This window comes from Clostridium sp. AF20-7 (assembly GCF_003479275.1).
Lineage (GTDB): Bacteria > Bacillota > Clostridia > Lachnospirales > Lachnospiraceae > Otoolea > Otoolea fessa.
The window spans coordinates 137,423-162,364 of record NZ_QUGF01000010.1; the positions used below are offsets into that span (position 1 = coordinate 137,423).

General features: G+C 49.6%; 20 protein-coding genes, 2 tRNA genes and 1 other annotated feature. Of the genes, 19 read left to right on the forward strand and 3 right to left on the reverse strand.

What is annotated here, in order from left to right:
* Positions 1 to 33 precede the first annotated feature (33 nt).
* Positions 34 to 741 (reverse strand): hemolysin III family protein, encoded by a 708-nt coding sequence (locus DWX68_RS11965; protein WP_118523063.1) that lies wholly within the window; start codon positions 739 to 741, stop codon positions 34 to 36.
* Positions 742 to 1,055: 314 nt separating this feature from the next.
* Between DWX68_RS11965 and DWX68_RS11970 the strand changes: the two genes are divergently transcribed.
* The 5 genes from DWX68_RS11970 to DWX68_RS11995 all read left to right on the forward strand — a co-directional run bounded on the left by DWX68_RS11970 (position 1,056) and on the right by DWX68_RS11995 (position 8,334).
* A complete protein-coding gene (locus tag DWX68_RS11970; protein ID WP_118629626.1) occupies positions 1,056 to 1,781 on the forward strand; it encodes an RluA family pseudouridine synthase in 726 nt (241 codons plus the stop codon).
* A 357-nt stretch (positions 1,782 to 2,138) separates the two neighbouring features.
* The gene (locus DWX68_RS11980) at positions 2,139 to 3,221 is read left to right on the forward strand and encodes an AI-2E family transporter (protein WP_118472556.1); all 1,083 of its coding nucleotides are present in this window, start codon (positions 2,139 to 2,141) and stop codon (positions 3,219 to 3,221) included.
* Between the two features lie 258 nt (positions 3,222 to 3,479).
* Positions 3,480 to 4,961: an alpha/beta fold hydrolase gene (locus DWX68_RS11985; RefSeq protein ID WP_118629628.1), complete on the forward strand. Its 1,482-nt coding sequence runs from the start codon at positions 3,480 to 3,482 to the stop codon at positions 4,959 to 4,961.
* 235 nt (positions 4,962 to 5,196) lie between these two features.
* Positions 5,197 to 5,416: a binding site (T-box leader), on the forward strand.
* 88 nt (positions 5,417 to 5,504) lie between these two features.
* Complete coding sequence (proS, locus tag DWX68_RS11990; RefSeq protein ID WP_022359111.1) at positions 5,505 to 6,938, forward strand: proline--tRNA ligase; 1,434 nt, start codon at positions 5,505 to 5,507, stop codon at positions 6,936 to 6,938.
* A gap of 1 nt (position 6,939) precedes the next feature.
* Complete coding sequence (locus tag DWX68_RS11995) at positions 6,940 to 8,334, forward strand: polynucleotide adenylyltransferase (RefSeq protein ID WP_118629630.1); 1,395 nt, start codon at positions 6,940 to 6,942, stop codon at positions 8,332 to 8,334.
* A 134-nt stretch (positions 8,335 to 8,468) separates the two neighbouring features.
* On the opposite strand, the gene DWX68_RS12000 is transcribed toward DWX68_RS11995, so the two are convergent.
* Complete coding sequence (locus DWX68_RS12000; protein ID WP_333549126.1) at positions 8,469 to 9,779, reverse strand: MATE family efflux transporter; 1,311 nt, start codon at positions 9,777 to 9,779, stop codon at positions 8,469 to 8,471.
* A 504-nt stretch (positions 9,780 to 10,283) separates the two neighbouring features.
* On the opposite strand from DWX68_RS12000, the gene DWX68_RS12010 reads away from it, so the two are divergent.
* Positions 10,284 to 11,264: a phosphotransferase gene (locus tag DWX68_RS12010; protein WP_118472558.1), complete on the forward strand. Its 981-nt coding sequence runs from the start codon at positions 10,284 to 10,286 to the stop codon at positions 11,262 to 11,264.
* Positions 11,265 to 11,453: 189 nt separating this feature from the next.
* On the forward strand, positions 11,454 to 13,190 hold the full coding sequence (locus DWX68_RS12015) for a phospho-sugar mutase (RefSeq protein WP_118524151.1): 1,737 nt from the start codon (positions 11,454 to 11,456) through the stop codon (positions 13,188 to 13,190).
* Between the two features lie 53 nt (positions 13,191 to 13,243).
* Here the strand turns inward: DWX68_RS12015 and DWX68_RS12020 are convergent, their stop codons facing one another.
* Positions 13,244 to 14,389: a putative ABC transporter permease gene (locus tag DWX68_RS12020; RefSeq protein WP_118472560.1), complete on the reverse strand. Its 1,146-nt coding sequence runs from the start codon at positions 14,387 to 14,389 to the stop codon at positions 13,244 to 13,246.
* Between the two features lie 329 nt (positions 14,390 to 14,718).
* Here DWX68_RS12020 and DWX68_RS12025 point away from each other — a divergent pair, with 329 nt between their 5' ends.
* The 12 genes from DWX68_RS12025 (at position 14,719) to DWX68_RS12080 (ending at position 24,844) form a co-directional block, all read left to right on the forward strand.
* A complete protein-coding gene (locus tag DWX68_RS12025) occupies positions 14,719 to 16,272 on the forward strand; it encodes an ABC-F family ATP-binding cassette domain-containing protein (protein WP_022359105.1) in 1,554 nt (517 codons plus the stop codon).
* Positions 16,273 to 16,785: 513 nt separating this feature from the next.
* Positions 16,786 to 17,787 (forward strand): rod shape-determining protein, encoded by a 1,002-nt coding sequence (locus DWX68_RS12030; RefSeq protein WP_022359104.1) that lies wholly within the window; start codon positions 16,786 to 16,788, stop codon positions 17,785 to 17,787.
* Between the two features lie 33 nt (positions 17,788 to 17,820).
* Complete coding sequence (locus DWX68_RS12035; protein ID WP_118629634.1) at positions 17,821 to 20,187, forward strand: ATP-dependent RecD-like DNA helicase; 2,367 nt, start codon at positions 17,821 to 17,823, stop codon at positions 20,185 to 20,187.
* Positions 20,184 to 20,933, forward strand: a complete 750-nt coding sequence (locus DWX68_RS12040; protein ID WP_022359102.1) for a ComF family protein — start codon at positions 20,184 to 20,186, stop codon at positions 20,931 to 20,933. Before DWX68_RS12035 ends, DWX68_RS12040 begins: the two co-directional genes overlap by 4 nt.
* Before the next feature lie 186 nt (positions 20,934 to 21,119).
* On the forward strand, positions 21,120 to 21,875 hold the full coding sequence (locus tag DWX68_RS12045) for a YcxB family protein (protein ID WP_118629636.1): 756 nt from the start codon (positions 21,120 to 21,122) through the stop codon (positions 21,873 to 21,875).
* Positions 21,876 to 22,136: 261 nt separating this feature from the next.
* Positions 22,137 to 22,301: a 50S ribosomal protein L33 gene (rpmG, locus tag DWX68_RS12050; protein ID WP_207722866.1), complete on the forward strand. Its 165-nt coding sequence runs from the start codon at positions 22,137 to 22,139 to the stop codon at positions 22,299 to 22,301.
* A gap of 58 nt (positions 22,302 to 22,359) precedes the next feature.
* Positions 22,360 to 22,563, forward strand: coding sequence for a preprotein translocase subunit SecE (gene secE / locus DWX68_RS12055; RefSeq protein ID WP_022359100.1), 204 nt, complete (start codon positions 22,360 to 22,362; stop codon positions 22,561 to 22,563).
* Between the two features lie 17 nt (positions 22,564 to 22,580).
* On the forward strand, positions 22,581 to 23,099 hold the full coding sequence (nusG, locus tag DWX68_RS12060; RefSeq protein WP_022359099.1) for a transcription termination/antitermination protein NusG: 519 nt from the start codon (positions 22,581 to 22,583) through the stop codon (positions 23,097 to 23,099).
* A 69-nt stretch (positions 23,100 to 23,168) separates the two neighbouring features.
* On the forward strand, positions 23,169 to 23,594 hold the full coding sequence (gene rplK, locus DWX68_RS12065) for a 50S ribosomal protein L11 (RefSeq protein WP_022359098.1): 426 nt from the start codon (positions 23,169 to 23,171) through the stop codon (positions 23,592 to 23,594).
* 67 nt (positions 23,595 to 23,661) lie between these two features.
* Positions 23,662 to 24,357 carry a 50S ribosomal protein L1 gene (gene rplA / locus DWX68_RS12070; protein ID WP_022359097.1) on the forward strand — a complete coding sequence of 232 codons (696 nt, stop codon included), beginning with the start codon at positions 23,662 to 23,664 and terminating at the stop codon, positions 24,355 to 24,357.
* A 268-nt stretch (positions 24,358 to 24,625) separates the two neighbouring features.
* Positions 24,626 to 24,711, forward strand: a tRNA-Ser gene (locus tag DWX68_RS12075).
* Positions 24,712 to 24,755: 44 nt separating this feature from the next.
* Positions 24,756 to 24,844: transfer RNA gene (locus DWX68_RS12080), tRNA-Ser, on the forward strand.
* Positions 24,845 to 24,942: the final 98 nt, after the last annotated feature.

Sequence of the window (24,942 nt, forward strand, 5' to 3'; positions counted from 1 at the left end):
TAATGCCTGTCAGACGAAATGGGTATTTCACCCTTATGCTACAAATGCGTACATCATCACATAATGGCACAGGCTTCCGCCCATGACAAACAGATGGAAAATCTCATGCGAACCGAAATTTTTATGCGTTGCATTGAAAATCGGCAGTTTTAATGCGTAGATAATGCCTCCAGCCGTATAGATGAGTCCGCCGGTCAGCAGCCAGAGAAATGCGCTTTTCGGAAGTGCCAGTACGATCTGACGGAACGCCAGCACGCAGATCCAGCCCATTGCGATGTAAACTAGCGAGGAGAACCACTTCGGGCAGTTGATCCAGAGCGCGTTGACGAGAATCCCGGCAATCGCGATACCCCAGACGAGCGCCAGAAGCCGGTAACCGGCGTTATTTCCAAGGACGATCAGGCAAACCGGTGTGTAAGTTCCGGCAATCAGGATGAAAATCATCATGTGGTCGATCTTACGCAGGATTTTATTAACGTGCTCGGAAATATTAAAGGTGTGGTAGGTCGTGCTGGCGGCATAGAGCAGAATCATGCTGACGATAAACACAGCCAACGCCGCAAGATGGCGCGAATCTGCTTCTCCGGCCGCTTTGTGAAGCAGCGGAACTGCCGCGATCACCGCGCCGATCATCGCGATAAAATGCGTCAGCGCGCTTCCGGGATCCTTTACGTGGAATTTATGATGCTTTGTTTCAACGAGTTCCGTTGTGTCAGATGTATGTTTTTGACTAGAAATCATAGGATAACCTCCTTTGTCGTAATCTCAATAAAGTAATTGTGAATATGATATGTAGTATTTAAAACTACATAGAATGTTTTTATATACTATACATCTTTTCTGAAAAATATGCAAGAGGGGAATGGGATATGTTATAATATAATGTATGAATAGTAACGAAAGGTTTTCACGTTTCATGTGAGTTGGCAATAAATATATGCAATGGTTTGCATATGAAAATTTTAAAGTTAGAAGAGAAAGAAAAAAGGCTCATAGATGATTTGAGAAGTTAAAATGCTCGGGAATTCATGGATGAAGTAGAGAGGAAATCGGTTATGTTAGATATATTATACGAAGATAAAGATATTTTAGTTGTGGTCAAACCAGCCGGAGTTGAGTCGCAGACATCGAAACGCCTGGAGCCGGATATGGTCAGCGAGATAAAAAATTATCTCCACCGGAAGGTGCAGGAGACGAAAAAGTTATCCACAGGATTATCCCCAAAAGCGTCCACAGCCCCGGTGGATCCGTATGTTGGAGTTATCCACCGACTGGACAAGCCGGTGCGCGGTGTGATGGTATATGCCAAGAACCTGAAAGCGGCAGCGCACTTAAGCCGTCAGGTACAGGAGGGAAAATTGGAGAAAATCTATCAGGCGCTCGTATGTGGAAAACCTGTGGATAATGTGGGTAAGTACGTGGATTATCTGTTGAAAGACGGGAAAACGAATACCAGCCGGATTGTGGATAAGTCGGTCGCCGGTGCGAAACGGGCAGAGCTGGAATATCAGATATTAGAAAAAAAAGAACAGGAAGACGGTACCGTGCGTTCACTGGTGGAAATTCATCTTCACACAGGACGCCACCATCAGATACGCGTACAGTTTGCCGCGCATGGGGCACCGCTCATGGGAGATACCAAGTATGGCGCACCAGCGGCTGCTTCCGTGGGACGTGCCCGCCGGGAACCGCTGGCGCTGTGCGCGGTCCGTTTATCGTTCCTTCACCCGGTGACGGGAAAAAGAATGGAGTTTTCCACCAAACCGCAATTTGTTCTGTGAGCGAACTTTTCTATAAGTCAAGAAAATAAAAGATCAAGGGTGAATAGAAGGTAAGACGTGTATATTTTTATCCAGCCTGCCCATACTAGAGTGTGTACAAAGGAAGTACGAATCATAAATGGGCAAAGTCCATGGGTAAGCCCCGGAGCGACTAAAGAGGGCTTACAAAAGAGACCGCAGGAGCCGGGAGAAGCGGGAGCTGACACCGGTTTCCTGTGGTTTTTCGTTGCCATACATCCGGAAAAAAGGGCGTGTAGGTTTAAGGAAAAGACGTTTGTTTGAATGGATGGCTGTAGAAATCATAGAACCATAACGGTGTATGGCATAAAGAAAAAATCGGGAAGGTGGAGCAGACAGATGGCACTCAGCAGAAAACAGAAAAAAGCATTTCTCACAGCAGCAGTCACGGCGGGCGTGTATTTGAGTTTCCGTTACCTGCTGCCGCTTATATTCCCATTTCTGGCAGCGTATCTGATGGCGCTGCTTCTCCAGCCATCGGCAGCATTTCTCGAAAAACGGCTGCGAATCTCCTTCCGCGGGCGCATGATCGGCGTTCCCATCGGTATGATCGGGGGCGTGGAGCTGATTTTGCTGAGCATTTTTCTGGTCGGTCTGCTGGCAGCAGGGGGACGGCGTTTCACGGAGGAGCTGGAACACTTTTTAGAAGAGCTTCCAGGACGGATGGAGGAATTGTCACTGCTCGGACAGCAATTTGAACAGTCGATCGAGCGAGTCCTTCATCTGCCTGCCGGTAAAATCGGGCAGCTCTTTCGCGGAACAGGCTTGCAGGGCGGTGGACAGGTCAAGGAGATCCTGCTGCCGCAGCTCCTTCAGAAATCAGTTCCTGCTGCGGCGGGGATTGTGCGCGCGGTTATTGTGGTTGTTTTATTTTTCATTGCCTCGATTTTGAGTTTACAGGAGATGGACGAACTGCGCCGGAGGCGGTTTGATTCGATGTTTCACCGCGAATTTTTCCTGCTCGGCAGGCGCCTTGCGGTGACAGGAAGCGCATGGCTGAAAACCCAGTCGGTCATTTTCCTGATGACTTCGGCATTTTCGATGGCGGGGCTTTTGCTGATTGGAAATCCATATTATATTCTGGGTGGAATCGGAATCGGGGTTCTGGATGCCCTGCCGATCTTCGGCGCAGGGACGGCGCTGGTGCCGTGGAGTCTTTTTCTCCTGTTTAAGCGGGAGTGGGGACACGCGCTGATTCTCTTCGGGCTGTATCTGCTCTGTTATTTTTTGCGTGAGTTCACGGAGGCGCACCTGATGGGGAAGAAAATGGGGCTGTCGCCGCTTGAAACGCTGGCGGCGATCTATGTGGGCTTGCAGCTGTTTAGTCTGTTTGGATTTCTGCTGGGTCCGATTGGGCTGTTGATTATTAAGGATTTTGTGGAGGAGTATGGGGAAGCGGACGAAGGAGCGGATGCTCATTAAGTAGGCGCTTTTAGAGGAAAAAAGAGGAAAAAAGTGGAGTATTGGTGGATGGGCGATCTGAAATTGCTTTTGAATGTGGAAATTTAAGGAGATGAAAGGATTTTTTAGAATTGCCGCGAGACAAAAGGATCATATATAATAGATAAGGAATTAAAAACGCATAAAAGTTCTGGAAAACAGCAGAGAAAGAGTTGCTGGAAGATAGCTGGATGTTAAGCTGAAATAAATATGCATATCATTTAATATGGAGGAACAAACGTGAATTTATATACAAAAGAGTCAGGCTCCGGACAGCCGATGGTGCTGCTTCACGGAAATGGAGAGGACAGCTCCTACTTTGTGAACCAGATATCCTTTTTTGAATCAAAATATCTCGTGATTGCGGTGGACACCCGTGGACATGGCAGATCTCCGCGTGGTTGTGGGACATTTACCTTGGAACGGTTTGCTGATGATTTGAAAGGATTTCTTGACCGCCGGGGACTTAGGCGGATCATTTTGCTGGGGTTCAGCGACGGCGGCAATATTGCGCTGATTTTTGCACTGAAATATCCGGGATATGTCGATCGGCTGATTTTAAATGGAGCGAACTTAAACCCGTTTGGCATGAAGCCGTCCGTGCTGGCGGATGTGGCGCGGGAGTATGTGGGAGTTGTGGGGAAGCTCTGGCTGCAGAAAAGCGGCATCGGGCAGATACGGGGAAAAATGCAGATGGCAGCAGGAAAAATGCGGACAGAAAAGCAATTTTCAAAAGAAAACGAAAAACAGAATGGACAGGAAGGACTGAATAAACAACAGAGAAGAAGCTGTCAGAAAGAAAAAATTCCTGAAAATAAGGAAAATGATCGGAAGGTAAATATACACAAAAAAGAGCTTCTATCCTTAATGTTGTATGAACCCTGGATCCGCCCTGAACTTCTCCACCGCCTGAAAATGCCCGTCCTTGTGGTAGCAGGGAGCGACGACATGATCCGCGAATGCCACACGCGCCAAATCGCACGTTCTCTGCCAAACGCAAGGATTCGGCTTTTAGAGGGCACCCATTTTATTGCAGCAGAGAACCCGGACGCATTTAACCAATGTGTTGCATCATTCTTGGAACAGACACAGGGCGGCGAGCTGGCGCAGATGAGCCGAGTCTGGGGCAGCCGGAGAGCCGGAAGGCTGGAGAAGGAGAAGATCCGTCGGGCGGCGGTGCTGGTACCTTTGATTCAGAAAGGCGGGGAGTACCACGTGGTGTTTGAGGTGCGCGCGGGAAGCTTAAAAACTCAGCCGGGCGAAATCTGTTTTCCGGGCGGTGCCGTTGAGCGGGACGAGACACCGAAGCAGGCGGCGATCCGTGAGGCGATGGAAGAACTCTTAATCAGTCGCCGCCAGATTCGCGTTATCGCGCCGTTGGATGTGCTGGAAGCACCCGGAGCGATGGAGATTTCTCCATTTTTAGGTGCGCTGCAGGGCTACCGCTGGTCATATTCCGAGGCGGAGGTCGATCATACCTTTTCTGTCCCGCTCCGCTGGTTCGCGGAACATGAACCGGAGCGATATGAAACAGAACTTGTGACCGTGCCGGAAGAGACATTCCCGTTTGAAGATGTTCCGGGCGGACGCGATTACCGCTGGCGGCGCGGACATTACGATGTTTACTTCTACCGCCGCGAGGAAGGAATCATCTGGGGGATGACAGCGAAGATTCTGCGGTCGCTGGCGGAGATGTACCGAGAGGATATTTTATTAAAATAGGATTCGTAAGATAGGGATAAAAACATTATTTTTTGTTCGGACGCAACCGAGTCAGTGACGACCGAGTAAAAAATGCGAGGCATCGTCAAGACCTGTACAAGGGCGAGTTCCAGCCTTGACAAACCCGACTGATTGGCGTAAAATCATAATACTGTCAGGATTTGCGCGGCTGAGTTTGTGGATGCCGTGGAAGAAATCCGGCGTTTGATTTTAGAACATCAAACAATAAGAAATAAAACAGGCGAAGAGAGGAATCAGTAAACTTTGACACACGTCCAGAGAGAAAGCCGTATGGTGCGAGGCTTTTGTGTCCCTGAAAGTTGAACCGGCCCTGGAGCTGTGCATGAAAATGCAACGTATTTCCGGCGTTAACGGAAGTTAAGTGAGCCAGAATCGGAACGAAATTCTGGTTAAGCAGGGTGGTACCGCCGAAGTTAAGCCATTCGGTCCCTTTGATCGCAGCGATCAGCAGGGATCGGATGGCTTTTTTATTTCTATGAAATACAAAACAACAATAAAATGTTTTTAACAAGGAGAAATGACATGGCAAAGGAAAAGAAAATGGTAGAAGCCATCACATCGATGGATGAAGATTTCGCCCAGTGGTATACGGACATCGTAAAGAAAGCAGAGCTTTCTGATTACTCTAGTGTAAAGGGCTGCATGATTATCAAACCGGCCGGATATGCGATCTGGGAGAATATCCGCAATGAACTGGACAAGCGCTTTAAGGCAACCGGCGTAGAGAACGTATATCTGCCTATGTTTATTCCGGAAAGTCTTCTGGAAAAAGAGAAAGATCACGTAGAAGGTTTCGCACCGGAAGTAGCGTGGGTGACACAGGGCGGTTTAGAGCCGTTACAGGAGAGAATGTGTGTACGTCCGACTTCCGAGACTCTGTTCTGCGATTTTTATGCACATGACGTACATTCTTACCGCGATCTGCCGAGAAACTACAACCAGTGGGCTTCGGTTGTACGTTGGGAAAAGACCACCCGTCCGTTCCTGCGTTCCAGAGAGTTCTTATGGCAGGAAGGTCATACCGCTCATGCAACCGCTGAGGAAGCACAGGAGCGTACCGAGATGATGTTAAATGTATACGCGGATCTGTGCGAGGACTTCCTGGCAATTCCGGTTATCCGCGGACGCAAGACCGACAAGGAGAAATTTGCCGGTGCAGAGGCAACCTACACGATCGAGTCCCTGATGCACGATGGCAAGGCACTGCAGTCCGGCACCAGCCACAACTTCGGCGATGGATTTGCAAAGGCATTTAACATCCAGTATCTGGATAAGGATAATAAATTAAAATACGTTCATCAGACTTCCTGGGGTATGACAACCCGTATGGTAGGCGCGATCATCATGGTTCATGGTGACAATAATGGTCTGGTTCTGCCGCCGAAGGTAGCTCCGACCCAGGTTATGATCGTTCCGATTCAGCAGGCAAAAGAGGGTGTTCTGGACAAGGCATTTGAGGTAAAAGAGGTTCTGTCCAACTTCCGTGTCAAAGTGGATGATTCCGACAAATCTCCGGGATGGAAGTTCAGCGAGTCCGAGATGCGCGGTATTCCGGTACGTGTCGAGATCGGACCGAGAGATATTGCTGAAAATCAGGCAGTTCTGGTTCGCCGTGATACGCATGAGAAGATTACGGTATCTCTGGATGAGATCGCAGCAAAGGTTGGCGAGCTTCTGGAGACGATTCACCACGATATGTTTGAGCGTGCAAAAGCACACAGAGATTCCCATACTTATGTAGCGACAACACTGGATGAGATGAAGGAGATCGCAGAAAATAAGCCAGGCTTCATCAAGGCAATGTGGTGCGGCAATCAGGAGTGCGAGGATAAACTGAAAGAAGTAGTCGGCGTAACCTCCCGCTGCATCCCGTTCAATCAGGAACATCTGGCTGACACCTGCGTATGCTGCGGCAAGCCGGCAACGAAGATGGTTTATTGGGGTAAGGCATATTAATATGATTCCAAAACGGATAGAAATGCCGGTCCAGGTCGAGGAAATCCTGGGAAAGCTGCGAGAACATGGTTACGAGGCATTTGCAGTCGGCGGCTGTGTCCGCGATGCGATCCTGGGGCGGATTCCCGGTGACTGGGATATCACGACCTCGGCGCACCCGGAGGAGGTGAAGCAGGTGTTCGGTCACACGATCGACACCGGGCTTCAGCACGGTACGGTCACGGTCATGCGTGATCATATCGGATATGAAATAACCACCTACCGGATTGACGGTGAATATGAGGATGGACGCCACCCGAAGGAAGTCGTATTTACTGCCGAACTGCGTGAGGACTTGAGACGGCGTGATTTCACGATCAATGCGATGGCATACAGCCACGAAACGGGAATTGTCGATATTTTCGGCGGGGCGGAGGATCTGGCAGCGCGCCGGATCCGTTGCGTCGGGGATGCGGGAGAACGGTTTACGGAAGATGCGCTCCGGATCCTGCGTGCCGTCCGCTTTTCGGCCCAGCTGGGATTTTCGATAGAGAAAAAGACCTGGCAGGCGCTCTGTGAGCTGGCGCCCTCCCTTGTCCATGTGAGCAAGGAACGGGTGCAGGTGGAGTTGACAAAAACACTCCTGTCCGACCGCCCGGAATTTATCTGGAAAACGGAGGCGGCAGGACTGGCACCGTACATTTCAAAGACATTTCCGGAGGTATTTGCGGCGTGGAAAAAGCAGAAAAGCTGTGCAAAGCAGAGGTTGGAAGAGAAGGTATATTCGAAGGATGTGCCAGCTGCTGACAAGGATGCGATCAAAACGGAAACGGTAGCGCAGCAGGGGCACATGTTCGTGAAACATGAATGTGAGACAGACATGGCGGGGGAAATTTCTGCTGCTGCGGCACATCTGCCAGCAGAAAAAGCCTTGCGCTGGTCGTATTTTCTTGCCCCGGCGGGCGAGGGAACTTGTGTCCGGGTTCTGAGAGAACTCAAGATGGACAACGACACGATCGATAAGGCGAAGATTCTGAGCCGTTTTGCATTCATGCAGATGGAACCGGAGGAAAGCGCTGTCCGCCACGCGATGAGTGCGATGGAAGATACGGTCTTTGACTGGCTGCTTCTCCTTCAGGAAGTTCTGATGCCGGAGCGCATGGATGCAGTGGAAATGGTTCGCTCACTTGCAAGTCAGATCCGGGAGCGCGGTGACTGTATCCGTCTTAAAACTCTGGCGGTAACCGGAAAAGACTTGATTCAGGCAGGCATCCAGCCGGGACCGGCGCTTGGAAAAACGCTGCATCTTCTCTTTGAAAAGGTGCTGGAGAATCCGGCTTGGAACGAGAAAGAGCGGCTTCTGGCTGAGGTGGAAGTGTTGAAACAATCGCAGAATGCGGGAACCAGTAAAGCATAAGAAGATTAATAAATAAAAAGAGAAAAGAGGCAAAATCGTTTGGAACCGGCAGGACAAGCCGGACAAACGATTTTGTCTCTTTTTCTTTTGCTTTTTTAACAACAATATTTTCAATCAGAGGATGATTAAAAGAGTTATCCCAATTTCTTATACTCCCTGAAAAACAGCGCTGCCGTCGTCGCCACCGCAATCGTATCTGCCACCGGTTCTGCCACGAACACGCCGAATACCGGATTTGAAACGAAATGAGGCAGGATAAAGATCAGCGGAATCAAAAGCAGCACTTTCCGGAGCAATGCCAGAAAGACGGATGTTTTCGCATTTCCAAGGGCAATAAAAGTCTGCTGGCAGGCGAGCTGGACGGCAAAGAGCAGGGAAGCTGCCATATAGATCCGGAGCGCCCAGATGGTATAGCTGGCAAGGTCTGCGTCGCTGGTAAAGATGGAAATAAAAATCTGTGGAACCAGCATACATAAGAGCCAGAGCAAGGTGGAATAGCAGGCTGCCGAGCGCAGAAGCAGGTGAAACGCTTTTTTCACACGGTCGATATTTTTTGCTCCATAGTTAAAGCTGATGATCGGCTGCGCGCCCTGTGAGAGCCCCTGCAGTGGCAGCATGGAAAACTGCATGACGCTGGAAAGAATCGTCATCGCGCCGACCGCGGTATCGCCGCCATATTTCAACAGGCTGGTGTTAAAGCTGATGGACAGTGCACTTTCTGTAAACTGCATGATAAACGGCGCCAGTCCGAGCGCCAGGCATGGCAGGATAAATTTCTTCTGCGGGCGCAGGTTGCGGAGCCGTATCCGCAGGGTACTATGCGTTCCGGTCAGAAAACGCAGAATCCAGATACAGGAAATACCCTGTGAAAGGATGGTTGCAAGTGCCGCACCTCGCACATCCAGATGCAGTCCGAAGATAAAGATCGGATCGAGGATGATGTTGCAGAGAGCGCCGATGGCAACGGTAATCATGCCGGTTTTGGCATAACCCTGTGCGTTGATAAAGGCATTGAGTCCGAGCGCCATCTGGACGAAGAAAGTGCCGCAGACGTAGATTTTCATGTAGTTCCAGGCGTAGAGAATCGTCTTCTCACTGGCGCCGAACATCAGGAGGATCGGGCGCCCAAAGCCAAGAAACAGGGCGGTCAGGACGAGCGAAATGACGGTCAGCATGAAGGTACAGTTGCCGAGTACCTTTTCTGCGGAATCCTTGTCGCCTTTTCCCATCAGGATCGACGCCTGCGGGGCACCGCCCATGGCGGCGAGCGCGGCAAAAGCGGAAATGCACATGATAATTGGCATTGTGACGCCGACGCCGGTCAGGGCGCTGGGACCGATGTCCGGAATATGGCCGATGTACATGCGGTCAACCATGTTATAGAGAACGTTGATGATCTGTGCGGCAATTGCTGGGAGCGCCAGTTTAAAAAGAAGTGCCCCGATCGGCGCACTGCCGAGATCAGCTTCACGGGATGATGCTGCGCCTGAATGCGGGCGCGTATTTTCATCGTTGGAACGATGAGCGGATTGTATGGACAAAGAGAGCCCTCCTTTTCATTTACAGTAAAATATATTATTTGATTTTTTGCCTGATTGTTGGGACAAATAGCCAGAACGCTTTTTTATCCCAACGTGAATCATTGTAACATACCGTCAAAATGATGGCAATGAACAGAATTTCGTAATCACTCCACATTGGCGATTTTGTGTGATAGTTTGTGCACTGTGTTTCAAATCTGCGATATTTATGCATAAGCATATTTGTAAGCCCCCTCTCATAGGTTAGGAGTAGCAGGCTGGGTGTCTGATGTGCATATTTGCATAATCGTGTGAATGTTGCAATTAACATAGCTGTCAGCAGCTGTGGCCCGGCGTGAAAATGTGCTGTCCACATTCTTTTGGGAAATGGAAAGGCGGGCAGCCGGATAGAGGCAGGAGGGGGAAGTTGTGAACGAGAGAACAACCGAGGTGCTGGAACAGTATGAACTGGAAGTGCAGTCGAAGCGCCGTGGAAGAGGCGCGTGGATCTGCGAGACGAGTCAGGGGTTAAAACTCCTCCGGGAATATAAGGGGACCGTCAAACGTCTTGAATTTGAAGAACAAATCATGAATGTTCTGCAAAATCAGAAAACATGCCGGACCGATCAGTATATGCGGAACCGGGAGGGCGAGCTTTTGTCGGTGGCGGAGGATGGAACGCGGTGTGTTGTGAAGGAATGGTTTTCCGGGCGCGAGTGCAGTGTGCAGAGCGAGGCGGAGGTAGTCCGGGCGGTCGGGCAGATCGCGAAACTGCACCGGACATTGCGCGGCATTGCGATCGATGAGTCGTGGAATCTGGGGTCAATTCTCACGCGTCCGGCGGTGGCGGAGATGGAGCGCCACAACCGGGAACTTGTCCGTACGCGGAATTATATCCGGAAAAAACGGCGTAAATCGGATTTTGAGAGGGCAGTCAGCGGAAGCTTTGCCATCTTTTATGAGCAGGCGCAGGAAGCAGCAGGCGGGCTGAAAGCGCAGATCGAGCGGAACGGCGAGCCGGAAAACTACCTGTGTCACGGGGATCTGAACCAGCACCATATTTTATTGGCAGAAGAAAATGAGATGGCGGTAATTGAATTTAACCGGATGCACCGGGGCGTCCAGGTCGAAGACCTGTATCATTTTACGCGCAAAATATTGGAAAAGCATGGCTGGGATTTGCGTCTGGGGATGCGGCTGCTGGAGACGTATGATCGTATTCTGCCGTTGAATGCACAGGAGCGGACATACCTCTATTACCTGTTTTTATATCCGGAAAAATACTGGAAACAGTTAAATTTTTATTATAATGCAGGCAAGGCGTGGATTCCAGTCCGCAGCATCGAAAAACTGCAGAAGCTGGAAGAACAGCAGACGGCGCGGAACCTCTTTCTTGAGGCAATCCGATAAGAAATGTTGATTTACATATGCATATAAATTCTTTGGTTAAGCGTATTCGATATATCATGGAGAAACTTTGAAAAACGAAAAAATAAAGACAAAGAATAGTAACCGAAATTCTCTTTATTTTTCAGAATAATTATACTATAATGGAGAAAAAGAAAGTCATCCTAGAAGAAAGCAGGGGGTAAGTGAATCATGAAGGATTACATGACGATTTACAAAGAATGGCTGGAAAATCCATACTTTGACGAGGCAACGAAAGAGGAATTGCGCGCCATTGAGGGCGATGAAAATGAGATTAAAGAGCGTTTCTATATGGATTTGGAGTTTGGTACGGCAGGACTGCGCGGCATCATCGGTGCAGGTATTAACCGGATGAATATCTACACCGTCCGCCGTGCGACCCAGGGACTGGCAAATTACATCATCAAGCAGGGCGGCGCGGCAAAAGGCGTGGCGATCGCATTTGACTCCCGTCATATGTCCCCGGAATTTGCCGAGGAAGCAGCGCTGACACTGGCGGCAAATGGCATCAAGGCGTACCGGTTCGAGACGCTGCGCCCGACGCCGGAGCTTTCCTTTGCCGTCCGCGAGCTTGGCTGCATCGCCGGCATCAACATCACTGCCAGCCACAACCCGCCGGAGTACAACGGCTACAAGGTTTACTGGGAGGACGGCGCACAGTTTACACCGCCGCATGACAAGGGTGTGACTGAGGAAGTTATGGCGATCACCGATCTTTCCACCGTTAAGACGATGGGAGTACAAGAGGCAAAGGCAAAAGGACTCTACGAGATCATCGGTGCAGCGATCGACGACAAATATATTGCACAGGTCAAGGCACAGGTAGTCAATCAGGGCGCGATTGACCGCATGCAGGATCAGATCACGATCGTGTATACACCGCTTCACGGCACGGGCAATATCCCGGCACGCCGTGTGATGAAAGAGCTTGGATTTACCCATGTATATGTGGTTCCGCAGCAGGAGCTTCCAGACGGCGATTTCCCGACCGTCAGCTATCCGAACCCGGAGGCAAAGGAAGCATTTGAATTGGGACTGGCTCTGGCAAAAGAGAAAAATGCAGACCTCGTTCTGGCAACCGATCCGGATGCCGATCGTCTGGGCGTGTATGTCAAAGATACCAAGTCCGGCGAATACATTCCGCTGACCGGCAATATGTCCGGCTCCCTGCTCTGCGAGTATGTGCTCAGCCAGAAACAGGCGAGCGGCAAGATTCCGGCAGATGGACAGGTTGTTAAATCCATCGTTACGACGAATCTGGTAGATGCAGTTGCGAAGAATTACGGCGCAGAGCTCATCGAGGTTCTGACCGGATTTAAGTGGATCGGCAAACAGGTTCTCAAAAATGAGCAGGAAGGCAAAGGAACCTATCTGTTTGGCATGGAAGAGAGCTATGGCTGCCTGATCGGTACATACGCACGCGATAAAGATGCCATTTCCGCAACCGCAGCACTCTGCGAGGCGGCTGCTTATTACAAGGAAAAAGGCATGACGCTGTGGGATGCGATGGTCGAGATGTACGAGAAATACGGCTATTATAAAGATGAAGTGAAGTCCATCGGCTTAAAGGGCATCGAGGGACTGGCAAAAATTCAGGAGATCATGGAATATTTCCGCGCCCACACACCGTCCGATTTTGCCGGACATAAAGTGCTGGCTGTCCGCGATTACAAGGCAGATACCGTCAAGGATCTGGCAACCGGCGAGGTAAAACCGACCGGACTTCCATCCTCCAATGTTCTCTACTACGAACTGGAAGACAACGCATGGCTCTGCGTCCGCCCGTCTGGAACCGAGCCGAAGATCAAGTTCTACTACGGCGTGAAAGGTACCTCCCTGGAAGACGCGGCAGCGAAATCAGAGAAGGTAGGCGAGTCTGTGATGACGATTGTCAATGGACTGCTGTAGAAAAATAAAAAGAAGATATGAAATAAGTTCCTAAAAGAAATAGGACCATTCGTTCATGCGAAAGGTCCTATTTTTGTGCTATTTTGTTCTTTTAATTCTTTCAACGCCGCTGCAAATTTCGACGAAACCGCAGTAGGATTTCCTCTCAGCAGCCCGCGGCGGTAGAAGGCATGGAGCTTTTTAGCCGGGCGCAGGGACTGGCGGCGGTGTTTGAGTTCTTCTAACCGGGTGCTCAGGCGGGTGAGGCGGTTGTCGAAGGCGATGCGGGCATCGACTTCGGTGCGGACTTCGGCAATGCGCTCGTTGACGCGCTGTTTGGCAGCTTCGATGCGTTCTGCGTTTTCTGCTTTGGCAGCTTCGATGCGGGAGGTGGTTTCTTCTCGAACATCGGACAGGCGTTTTTCGGCGAGTGCCTTGGTCTCAGCCAGGCGCTCTTTGTGTTCGGTGGCAGCCGCCTGCAGCTGTCTGGCAGTCTCGGCGCGTGCGGTTGCCAGGCGTTCTTCGGCGTCACTGCGGACGGCGGCAAGTCTGCGGGCGGCTTCTGCCTGGGCGGCTGCCAGTTTTTCGGCTGTTTCTTCACGGGTCAGGGCGCCGCGCTCAATGGCTTCCTCACGCAGCAGCTCGATCTTGGACTGGAGCTCTTCGATATCGGCTTTGAGCTTCGTCATAGCTTCCAGCGTATGACCCAGAGCCAGGGCTGCCTTGATGGATTCGTAAGCATCGGCGGTGAAAAGAACGCTGATGACGAAATCGCAGATGAGCAGGATAACCGGAGGAACCGCAAGCACAGTGCGGGCGATCGGATCATGGATGACATCGGTCATAAAGATGGTTAAAAATCCCCACGCGATCGAGGAACTCAGGCAGATATAGCCGTGCAGCTGGAACGGCTGGCTGCTGTAATCCCAGTAGCGGACCTTGAATAGGCGTTCCATGACGGCGCCGGTGACATATTCAAGCGCCGTGGCGGCGATAAAACCGGAAATATAGACGAGCGGCAGGCTGTCCCGCACCGGCAGGGACACCCAGAGCATCATCACCGCGCCGGAACCGTAGAGCGGCAGCATCGGAAGCCGCAGAAATCCGCGGTTGACGAGCCGTTTCTGTTTCAGGGAAACATAAGTCGATTCGAAAATCCACCCTAAAAAGCAGTATACATAGAAAAAAGCTAGCCATTGGTACCAGGTATAGGTATACATAAAACCTCCTTTAGAAAATCAAGTCATTTTCTCATTGGTTGAAAAACGTATCTAAAATGAAGTTGTTTCTTATCTTACTATATAAATCTAGAAAAGTTCAAGGCATCTGGGTAAAAAAAGATAATTCCAAAATCTCCGCTTGCCACAAAAGCACGCTTCGTGTACAATAAATCGAAGTCGGCTTTGCCACAGACAGCAGGCAGACGTACAGAAAGCAAATCTTATATGAAGTGGAGTTGTTTTCCAGGATAAAATTTGCAGAAAAACAAAGAACAATTCAACAAATACAAACAATTTACAATAAAAAGAAAAATAGGAGAGGTACACACGTGAGTATACTGAATGTAGAACATTTAAGCCACGGTTTTGGTGACCGGGCGATTTTTCAGGATGTTTCGTTCCGCCTGTTAAAGGGTGAGCACATCGGTCTGATCGGTGCGAACGGCGAGGGTAAATCGACGTTTATGAATATTATTACCGGGCATATGCAGCCGGACGAGGGAAAAGTAGAGTGGTCAAAGCGGGTGCGCGTCGGCTATCTGGATCAGCACACGGTGCTGGAAAAAGGCATGACGATCCGCGAGGTTTTGAAGAGCGCATTTTCCTTCCTGTTTGAGCTGGAAGTGCAGATGAATGAAATCTGCGACCATCTGGGCGAGGCATCGGAGGATGAGATGAACGTGATGATGGAAGAGCTGGGAACGATCCAGGATCTTCTGATGAACCACGATTTTTATTCCATCGATGCGAAGGTGGAGGAAGTCGGACGTGCGCTGGGGCTGACCGACATCGGTCTGGACCGCGATGTAACGGATTTGAGCGGCGGACAGAGAACGAAGGTACTGCTCGGGAAATTGCTTCTGGAAAAGCCAGATATCTTGTTGTTGGACGAGCCGACGAACTATCTGGATGTGCAGCACATCGAGTGGCTGAAACGGTATTTGCAGGAATATGAAAATGCGTTCATCCTGATTTCACACGATGTTCCGTTCTTAAATAGCGTAGTAAATATCATTTATCATATGGAAAATCAGCGGCTTGACCGCTATGTGGGCGATTACGACAAGTTTCTCGAGGTGCACGAGGCGAAGAAAGCGCAGCTCGAGGCAGCGTATAAGCGTCAGCAGCAGGAGATCGCGCAGCTGCAGGATTTTGTGGCACGCAATAAAGCGCGTGTTTCCACGCGAAATATGGCGATGTCCCGCCAGAAAAAGCTGGATAAAATGGATGTGATCGAACTGGCGAAGGAAAAACCGAAGCCAGAGTTCAACTTCCTGGAGGCGAGAGCCTCCGGAAAATGTATTTTTGAGACGGAGGATCTGGTGATCGGTTACGACGAGCCCCTGTCCCGTCCGCTGAACCTCTATATGGAGCGCGGCGAGAAGATTGCGATGGTCGGTGCCAACGGAATTGGAAAGACGACGCTTTTAAAGAGTATTTTAGGTTTGATTCCAGCAGTGTCCGGCAAGGTGACGCTGGGCGATTATCTCTCCATCGGCTATTTCGAACAGGAGATGGCGCCGGGCAATACGACGACCTGCATCGATGAGATCTGGAAAGAATTTCCGTCCTACACCCAGTACCAGGTGCGTTCCGCACTGGCAAAATGCGGTCTGACGACCCAGCACATCGAGAGCCAGGTGCGCGTGCTCAGCGGTGGCGAGCAGGCAAAAGTGCGCCTGTGTAAGCTGATCAACCGCGAGACGAACCTTCTGCTTCTCGACGAGCCGACGAACCATCTGGACGTTGAGGCGAAGGAGGAGTTAAAGCGTGCGCTGGCGGCGTACAAAGGAAATATCCTTCTGATCTGCCATGAACCGGATTTCTATGAGGGATTCGCAACGAAGGTCTGGGACTGCAGTGAGTGGAGTCTGAAAATATAAGAAAAAATGTTTTTGAGCGTACCCCAACATTCAGTATAGAGCCCTTTTTTTAGGTGTCTGGCGCTGACAAAAAACAGGAACGCCATCGGCTGAGAGTCCGACGGCGTTCCTGTTTTTCTTAAATTGGGAATGGTAGGTATATATAAAAAAGAAATTGGCTTAGGGGGGCCGGACGATTTGTATCGTCCGGTATGAGTATGAAAAAGCTTTTTTATTTCAAGTAACACTTGAAACAAAGGCCTGTTACCCTTTCGGATAACATACTTGTATTATAGGAGAAACTTGTGACTAAAATATGTCCCTTTCATAAAAAAAATATAAAGTCCATAAAAAAATAAAAACCTCTTTCAAAAGAATCGAAAGTTGTATATAATAGTAAGTGGTATAGTCCGCTCTAAAACAATGCGCGGGCTGGATGCAGCGAAAAAAGCTGAAATAAAGAAGATAAAATACAATGAAACTCATAGATTTATGTACTCAAGAGTGCATATTCAGAGCAGGAGGAAAACAACTATGTTGATGTCCAATGATATTGGTATCGATCTGGGTACAGCCAGCATCCTTGTATATATCAAGGGAAAAGGCGTCGTACTGAAAGAGCCGTCCGTAGTGGCGATCGATCGGGATACGAATAAGATCATGGCGATCGGCGAGGAAGCCCGCCTGATGATCGGCAGAACCCCTGGCAATATCGTAGCGGTCCGTCCGTTGCGCCAGGGGGTTATTTCAGATTATACAGTGACAGAGAAGATGATGAAATATTTCATCAACAAGGCAGTCGGCAAGAAGACACTCCGCAAGCCGCGTATCAGCGTCTGCATCCCGAGCGGTGCGACCGAGGTAGAGCGCAAGGCGGTTGAGGATGCGACTTACCAGGCTGGCGCACGCGAGGTTTCGATCATCGAGGAGCCGGTAGCAGCTGCGATCGGCGCTGGTATCGATATTTCCAAGGCGTGCGGCAACATGATCGTAGATATTGGTGGTGGTACGGCAGATATCGCCGTTATTTCTCTGGGCGGTACCGTAGTCAGCACTTCTATTAAAGTGGCTGGTGATGACTTCGACGAGGCACTGGTCCGTTACATGAGAAAGAAACACAATCTTTTGATCGGTGAGAGAACCGCTGAGGAGATCAAGATAAATATCGGTGCGGCATACCGCCGTCCGGAGGTAATCACGATGGAAGTGCGCGGACGAAATCTGGTTACCGGACTTCCGAAGACGATCGTTGTCACATCCGACGAGACGCTGGAAGCGCTGCGCGAGCCGGCACTCCAGATCGTAGATGCCGTTCACAACGTACTCGAGCGGACGCCGCCGGAATTGGCAGCCGACATTTTTGACCGTGGTATCGTACTGACAGGCGGCGGCGCACTGTTAAGCGGTCTGGATGCCCTGATCGAGGAGAAAACTGGCATTTCCACGATGATCGCAGAGGATCCGCTGACCGCAGTTGCGATCGGAACTGGTAAGTTTATCGAGTTCGCACACGGTGAGAAGAAAAACTACGATTAAAGAGAACCGCCGGAAGGCGGATAGCATAAAAATATGGCAGCAGTTAAAGGATATATTGAAAAAATAAAATACCGCAATGAGGACAATGGCTATACGGTTCTCTCTATCAGCGGCTTGGACGACGGGGAGGAATATGTGCTGGTTGGCACTTTTTCCTACATCGCAGAGGGCGAGATGATCGAGGCGAGCGGGCGTATGACCGAGCATCCGATTTACGGGGAACAGATGGCGGTGGAAAGCTATGAGCTGAAAGCGCCTGAGGATACTGTTTCCATGGAACGATATTTAGGCTCCGGCACCATCAAAGGCGTCGGGGCTGCTTTAGCTTCCAGGATTGTTAAAAAATTTAAGGCGGATACATTCCGCATCATGGAAGAAGAGCCGGAACGCCTCGCGGAGGTCAAGGGAATCAGTGAAAAAATGGCGATGTCCATCGGTGAACAGGTCGAGGAAAAGCGCGATATGCGCCAGGCGATGATGTTTCTGCAAAATTATGGCATTTCCATCAATCTGGCGGTTAAAATCTACCAGGAATACGGTCCGGCAATGTACACGATTCTCCAGAACAATCCGTATAAGCTGGCGGACGATATTCCGGGCGTCGGTTTTAAGATGGCAGACGAGATCGCGGCGAAGATAGGAATCGTGGCAGATTCGGATTTCCGCATCAAGAGCGGCATCCTGTATACACTCTATCAGGCGACGGCGAACGGGCACACATACCTGCCGGAGGACGAGCTGGCGGATCGGGCGGCAAAGCTTCTACAGGTTGAGATTTCCGAGATTGACAAGCATCTGATGGATATGCAGATGGATAAACGGCTGGTGATCCGGGAGAGGAAAAAGCAGAAAACAGCAGAAATGGATGTTTTTGTTCAGGCGGAATCGGCAGTGTCGGGGCAGATGCAGCCGCAGCCAGATGTTTTGGGTGAACCGAATGCATCAAATGTATCAAATATAGCAAACGCCCCGGAACGCGCCGTTTATGCATCACACTACTATTATACCGAGCTAAACACCGCCCGCATGCTGCACGACTTAAACATCACTGGTTCCGAATCGGAAGAACAGATTCGGAAAAGTCTGGCAGTCATCCAGAAAGAGGAACAGATCGAGCTGGATGAACTGCAGATCCGCGCGGTGATTGAGGCGGTCAACTGCGGACTTTTGGTAATCACGGGCGGTCCGGGTACCGGAAAAACGACGACGATCAACACGATCATCCGGTATTTTGAAAAGGGAGACATGGATATCCTTCTGGCAGCCCCGACCGGACGCGCAGCAAAAAGGATGACCGAGGCGACAGGCTATGAGGCGAAGACGATTCACCGCCTGTTAGAGCTGACGGGAATGCCAGAGGAGGATGAGAAGAGCCGGACGACTTCGATGCATTTTGAGCGGAACGAGGACAATCCGCTGGAAGCTGATGTCATCATTATCGATGAAATGTCGATGGTGGATATCAATCTGATGCATTCGCTGCTCCGGGCGGTCAATGTCGGCACACGTCTGATTCTGGTAGGTGATGTGGATCAGCTTCCGAGCGTCGGACCGGGCAATGTCCTGCGTGATATCATCGAGTCAGAGTGTTTCCATGTGGTAAAGCTAACCCGGATTTTCCGGCAGGCGGCGCAGAGCGATATTATCGTCAACGCCCACCGCATCAACGCCGGAGAGCGCATTCCGATCGGAAAGTCAAGCAGAGATTTCCTCTTTATAAAGCGTGATGATCCGAATGCGATCATCAATGCAATGATCACGCTGGTACGTGAAAAACTGCCGAATTACGTCCATGCCGATTTGTTTGAGGTACAGGTCATGACGCCGATGCGGAAGGGAGTGCTGGGATCGATACGGTTAAATTCCATTTTGCAGGAATTTTTAAATCCGCCATCGGCAGAAAAGGCGGAAAAAGAGTATGGCGAGACGACGTTTCGTGTGGGCGACAAGGTCATGCAGATCAAGAACAATTACCAGATTGAGTGGACTTCCTACAACCGCAGCGGCATCCCGGTGGACAAGGGAGCCGGCGTGTTCAACGGGGATCTTGGGCGCATCCGCGAGATCAATACCTTTGCGGAGCTGGTAACCGTGGAGTATGATGAGGGAAAACGTGTCGAGTACAGCTTCAAGCAGCTGGAGGAGCTGGAACTGGCATATGCGATCACGATCCACAAGTCGCAGGGAAGCGAGTATCCGGCGGTCGTGATTCCGGTTTGGAGCGGACCGCAGATGCTGATGACGCGGAATCTGATTTACACGGCGGTTACAAGGGCAAGAGCCTGTGTCTGCCTGGTCGGTGTCCCGTATGTGTTTCAGCAGATGGTGGACAATGCGATGGAACAGAAGCGCTATTCGGGACTGCGCGACCGCATTGAAGAAATTATGGAGACATTGTGATAAAAAATATAAAATGGAATCAATTCCCCCGCGCCGCTCTGGATGCGCTATATCCAAGGCGCTGCCCGGTCTGCGGGGAGATCGTGACGCCGAAGGGCAGGCTTATCTGTCCTTCGTGTCTTTTGAGGCTTTCGCCTGTCAAATCGCCGGTTTGTCAGAAATGTGGAAAAGAAGTTTGGAGTGAAGAAATCGAATATTGTCCAGACTGTGTGAAACATCGCCGGTCATTTGCGCGTGGGATGGCACTCTTTAACTATACGGAGGAAGCTGCGCGCTCGATGGCAGCGGTTAAATATAAAAATAAGAGGGAATATCTCGATTTTTATGCCGAAGCTGCAGCGGAAAAGCTGAGGCAGTATGAAAATCGGGAGGAGTGGCAGTTTGACGGTCTGGTTCCCGTTCCGGTCCACCCGGCGCGGAAACGGAAACGCGGTTTCAATCAGGCGGAGGTTCTGGCAAAGCGGATGGGCGAGCGGCTGGAAATGCCGGTGTGCCCGGAATTTTTATATCGGATACGAAATACAGAACCCCTGAAAGAGCTGAATCCAGATGAACGGCTCCGGAATTTACAACAGGCGTTTCAGGCAGATGCGGAGGCAATCCGGGCAAGTGGTGTGCAAAACGTGCTTCTCGTGGATGATATTTATACGACCGGAAGCACGGCGGAAGCGTGTACCCGGGCGCTTCTGTCTGCGGGGATCGAAAAAGTCTGTTTTTTTGCCGTTTGTATTGGACAAGGACGCTAAAGTGGGATATGATAGAGAAGATAGGCAGAGGGAAGCCTTATAAGTGGAAATACTCCGGCATTTCTGGATGAAAAGAATAGTAGAAAGCATTTGAATCTAAAAGTTTGCGGGAGAGGCAAAAAGAGGTTCAGGAGACGGAAGGAATGCGGGGGAGATTTCAAGTAAGAAAGAAAAGGAGTAAAAAGAATGCAGGAATTTGAATATCGCCTGGAAAAGGAAGATTATAAAAACTGGATTCACTGGAACGTGCTTAAGCATGAGTCCAAGAAAATGAAGATGGTGTCGGCACTCTTATATGTCGCATTTTTAGCTCTCTTTCTGGGAAAAAATGTGATGCAGGCAAAGGGCAATCTGGTTCTTCTTGTACCGTCCATCGTGATAGCAGTGCTGGTCGGCATCGGCATGTTTTACATGATTTCAAACCAGAACCAGGAGCGGATGATCTGGAAACGGAGCGGACTTAAAAATTTGGAAAAGACGGGCAATTTCCCAGTCGTACATCTGACGCTGGATGAGAAGACACTGACCATGACGGTTGCGGCACAGGAGATGACCAAGACTTACAGCTACAGCGACATTGAGCAGATGGTTGAGATTGAGCGGATGTATCTGCTTGAGACGAACGAGAAAACCTGGCAGTTTATCGCCAAGTCGGCATTTTCCAGCGAGGAAGAGCAAAAGCGGTTTGAGACATTCATGAATGAAAAGCTTGCGGATGCCAAGGAAAACCCGGAAGAATATCCATCCGTGACAAAAAATCCGGAAAATGCGGAGAACCAGGAGGGCGGCGCCCTGCATCAGAACGCCGCGCTTGAGGATGATGTTGTGGAAGCTGATGAGCCGGAGATCACCCGCGTGGATACAAGCCATATGGGTAAGATTGGAAAAATGGCGCATTTTATCGGAAGCCAGGCGGCGGATGAGGAAGAAACCGATGAGTAAACGTTTCTGATTGTTTTATAGCATCATTGTAAGTCCTGATAATGTGAAATACGAGGCGCGGGCAGAATCTGGTTCCAGCCTGCACTAAGTGAAAACGATATCTATAATATAAAAGAGGCGGCGAATGTCGGCAAGTTATTGCTTGACGCGCCGCTTCTTTTATGATATAGTAGACGGGCGAATGGAAGAACATAGGTCTTTTTTTTATGCTCAAAAACCAGATTTCCGGTTGGAGAGTGGAAAGATCGCATACTAAGAAAAATGGAGGTGGAAGTTGTGCGTACAAGAATTACACTGGCATGCACAGAATGCAAGCAGCGCAATTACAACATGACCAAGGATAAGAAAACTCATCCGGACAGAATGGAAACCAAAAAGTACTGCAGATTCTGTAAGACACACACGTTACACAAAGAGACGAAGTAAGAGTAACTGGTTGGTTCTGCGCGATCGGGCATCTGCCTGAGCGCTTTGGAGGACAAAAATGGGTGATACAGAAAATACCAAAAAAGCTCCTAAAAAGAGTTTCTGGAAAGGTCTAAAAGCTGAGTACAAAAGGATCATCTGGCCTGACAAAGAGACAGTTACGAAGCAGACTGGAGCGGTCATCGCCGTTTCCGTTGCGCTGGGACTTATCATTGCGGCTCTTGACACGGCAATCGTGTTTGGACTGCACTTCGTTATGTAAAGGCAAAGGTGAGAAATATGGCAGAAGCAAATTGGTATGTAGTGCATACTTATTCCGGCTATGAAAACAAAGTAAAGGTTGACATCGAAAAGACGATCGAGAACCGGAACCTTCAGGATCAGATCTTAGAGGTTTCCGTGCCGATGCAGGAAGTTATCGAAGTCAAGAATGGAGCCAATAAACAGGTTGCCAAGAAGATGTTTCCCGGATACGTACTGATCAACATGGTTATGAATGATGATACCTGGTACGTAGTACGCAACACCCGCGGAGTGACCGGGTTTGTTGGTCCGGGCTCCAAACCGGTTCCTTTGACGGAAGAGGAGATGGCCGGTCTCGGATTTAAGGAAACCGGCGTTGTCGTTGACTTTGAGGTCGGCGACACGGTTGTTGTAACGACAGGGGCATGGAAAGATACCGTTGGTGTTATCGAGTCCATCAACGAGGAAAGACAGACCCTGACGATTCGTGTAGAACTGTTTGGCCGTGAGACACCGGTTGAACTGAACTTCACAGAGATCAAGAAGATGATGTAAAGAGGTTCATTTATGAGCCTGTGGGAGGGAAATCCCCGCAATTACCACAATTTATAGGAGGTGCCAACAATGGCAAAGAAAGTTACAGGATATATTAAATTACAGATTCCTGCTGGAAAGGCTACACCAGCTCCGCCAGTAGGTCCGGCTCTTGGACAGCACGGTGTAAACATCGTACAGTTCACGAAAGAGTTCAACGCTAAGACAGCAGACCAGGGCGATATGATCATCCCGGTTGTTATTACTGTATATGCTGACAGAAGCTTCAGCTTCATCACAAAGACTCCGCCGGCTGCCGTTTTGTTAAAGAAAGCTTGCAAGATTAAATCCGGTTCCGCTACACCGAACAAGACTAAGGTAGCTAGCATCTCGAAAGAGGATCTGCAGAAGATCGCAGAATTAAAGATGCCTGACTTAAATGCAGCAAGCCTTGAAGCTGCTATGAGCATGATCGCTGGTACAGCAAGAAGTATGGGTATCACAGTTGCCGAGTAATTTTCGGGATGTTTATCAGTAACGTGGGAGGGAATTCCCCGACAATACCACTAGGAGGTTTTTTATAATGAAAAGAGGAAAAAGATACGTAGAGGCTGCTAAATTAGTAGATCGCGCAAGCCTTTATGAAGCTGCAGATGCCATCTCCATCGTGAAGAAGGCTGCAGGTGCTAAATTCGATGAAACCGTAGAACTTCATATCAGAACTGGTTGTGACGGCCGTCATGCTGATCAGCAGATCCGTGGTGCAGTTGTACTGCCGCACGGAACTGGTAAGACCGTTCGTATCCTTGTATTTGCTAAGGGACCGAAGGCAGAAGAGGCTCAGGCTGCAGGCGCAGATTTCGTAGGCGCTGAGGAGCTGATCCCGAAGATCCAGAACGAGGGATGGTTAGACTTCGACGTAGTAGTAGCTACTCCGGACATGATGGGCGTTGTAGGACGTCTTGGTCGTGTACTTGGACCGAAGGGCTTAATGCCGAACCCGAAGGCTGGTACTGTTACTATGGATGTAACCAAAGCTATCAATGATATCAAAGCCGGTAAGATCGAGTACAGACTTGATAAGACTAACATTATCCACGTGCCAGTAGGTAAAGCTTCCTTCACAGAGGAGCAGTTAGCGGACAACTTCCAGACGCTTATTGACGCTATCCTGAAGGCAAAACCAGCTACCTTAAAGGGCGCTTACTTAAAGAGTGTAACCATGACTTCTACCATGGGCCCGGGCGTTAAGCTGAACGTAGGTAAGCTGATTGGCTAATCAGAAGACGTTATAGAATCAAGAGGATGAGGGACTTTTGGGTCTTTCGTCCTCTTTTTTTCGATTGTCGAAAAAATATAAATAAAGTCAAAAAAACAGTTGACTTTATACTTTAGTAGTGATAAAATATGTTCTGTTGCCGCTGAGAAAGCGGAAACGAAAATTAAAGAGTCAAGACGCACAGGTGATTGTGAAAACTTTCAAAAAGAAAGTGAAAAAGTCCTTGACAAAAATGAATATCCATTATATAATGGTTAAGCACATTTTTGGAGAGATATCGAAGCGGTCATAACGAGGCGGTCTTGAAAACCGTTTGTCCGAAAGGGCGCGTGGGTTCGAATCCCACTCTCTCCGTTTCAAGAACGGTTATTAATTTCATAAGATATAAAAATCAACCTGCAGAAGTACCCAAGAGGTTGAAGGGGCTCCCCTGGAAAGGGAGTAGGTCGTTAGTAGCGGCGCGAGGGTTCAAATCCCTCCTTCTGCGTTCGATGCGAAAGCATCAGGAACCTTGAAAACTGAACAGTATGTAAAACCCTGAAAATTCTAAGAACAAAGGCTTTTGGTTAAGCCTTGAAGTTCAAG

What these genes read in the sequence shown, in the direction of transcription:
- DWX68_RS12015 (WP_118524151.1), top strand. Translation starts at nt 11,454, where the DNA reads ATGAAGGATTACATGACGATTTACAAAGAATGGCTGGAAAATCCATAC.
- DWX68_RS11995 (WP_118629630.1), top strand. Translation starts at nt 6,940, where the DNA reads ATGATTCCAAAACGGATAGAAATGCCGGTCCAGGTCGAGGAAATCCTG.
- DWX68_RS11980 (WP_118472556.1), top strand. Translation starts at nt 2,139, where the DNA reads ATGGCACTCAGCAGAAAACAGAAAAAAGCATTTCTCACAGCAGCAGTC.
- rplA (WP_022359097.1), top strand. Translation starts at nt 23,662, where the DNA reads ATGAAAAGAGGAAAAAGATACGTAGAGGCTGCTAAATTAGTAGATCGC.
- secE (WP_022359100.1), top strand. Translation starts at nt 22,360, where the DNA reads ATGGGTGATACAGAAAATACCAAAAAAGCTCCTAAAAAGAGTTTCTGG.
- proS (WP_022359111.1), top strand. Translation starts at nt 5,505, where the DNA reads ATGGCAAAGGAAAAGAAAATGGTAGAAGCCATCACATCGATGGATGAA.
- rplK (WP_022359098.1), top strand. Translation starts at nt 23,169, where the DNA reads ATGGCAAAGAAAGTTACAGGATATATTAAATTACAGATTCCTGCTGGA.
- DWX68_RS12045 (WP_118629636.1), top strand. Translation starts at nt 21,120, where the DNA reads ATGCAGGAATTTGAATATCGCCTGGAAAAGGAAGATTATAAAAACTGG.
- DWX68_RS11965 (WP_118523063.1), bottom strand. Translation starts at nt 741, where the DNA reads ATGATTTCTAGTCAAAAACATACATCTGACACAACGGAACTCGTTGAA.
- rpmG (WP_207722866.1), top strand. Translation starts at nt 22,137, where the DNA reads ATGGAGGTGGAAGTTGTGCGTACAAGAATTACACTGGCATGCACAGAA.
- nusG (WP_022359099.1), top strand. Translation starts at nt 22,581, where the DNA reads ATGGCAGAAGCAAATTGGTATGTAGTGCATACTTATTCCGGCTATGAA.
- DWX68_RS12020 (WP_118472560.1), bottom strand. Translation starts at nt 14,389, where the DNA reads ATGTATACCTATACCTGGTACCAATGGCTAGCTTTTTTCTATGTATAC.
- DWX68_RS12030 (WP_022359104.1), top strand. Translation starts at nt 16,786, where the DNA reads ATGTTGATGTCCAATGATATTGGTATCGATCTGGGTACAGCCAGCATC.
- DWX68_RS12035 (WP_118629634.1), top strand. Translation starts at nt 17,821, where the DNA reads ATGGCAGCAGTTAAAGGATATATTGAAAAAATAAAATACCGCAATGAG.
- DWX68_RS11970 (WP_118629626.1), top strand. Translation starts at nt 1,056, where the DNA reads ATGTTAGATATATTATACGAAGATAAAGATATTTTAGTTGTGGTCAAA.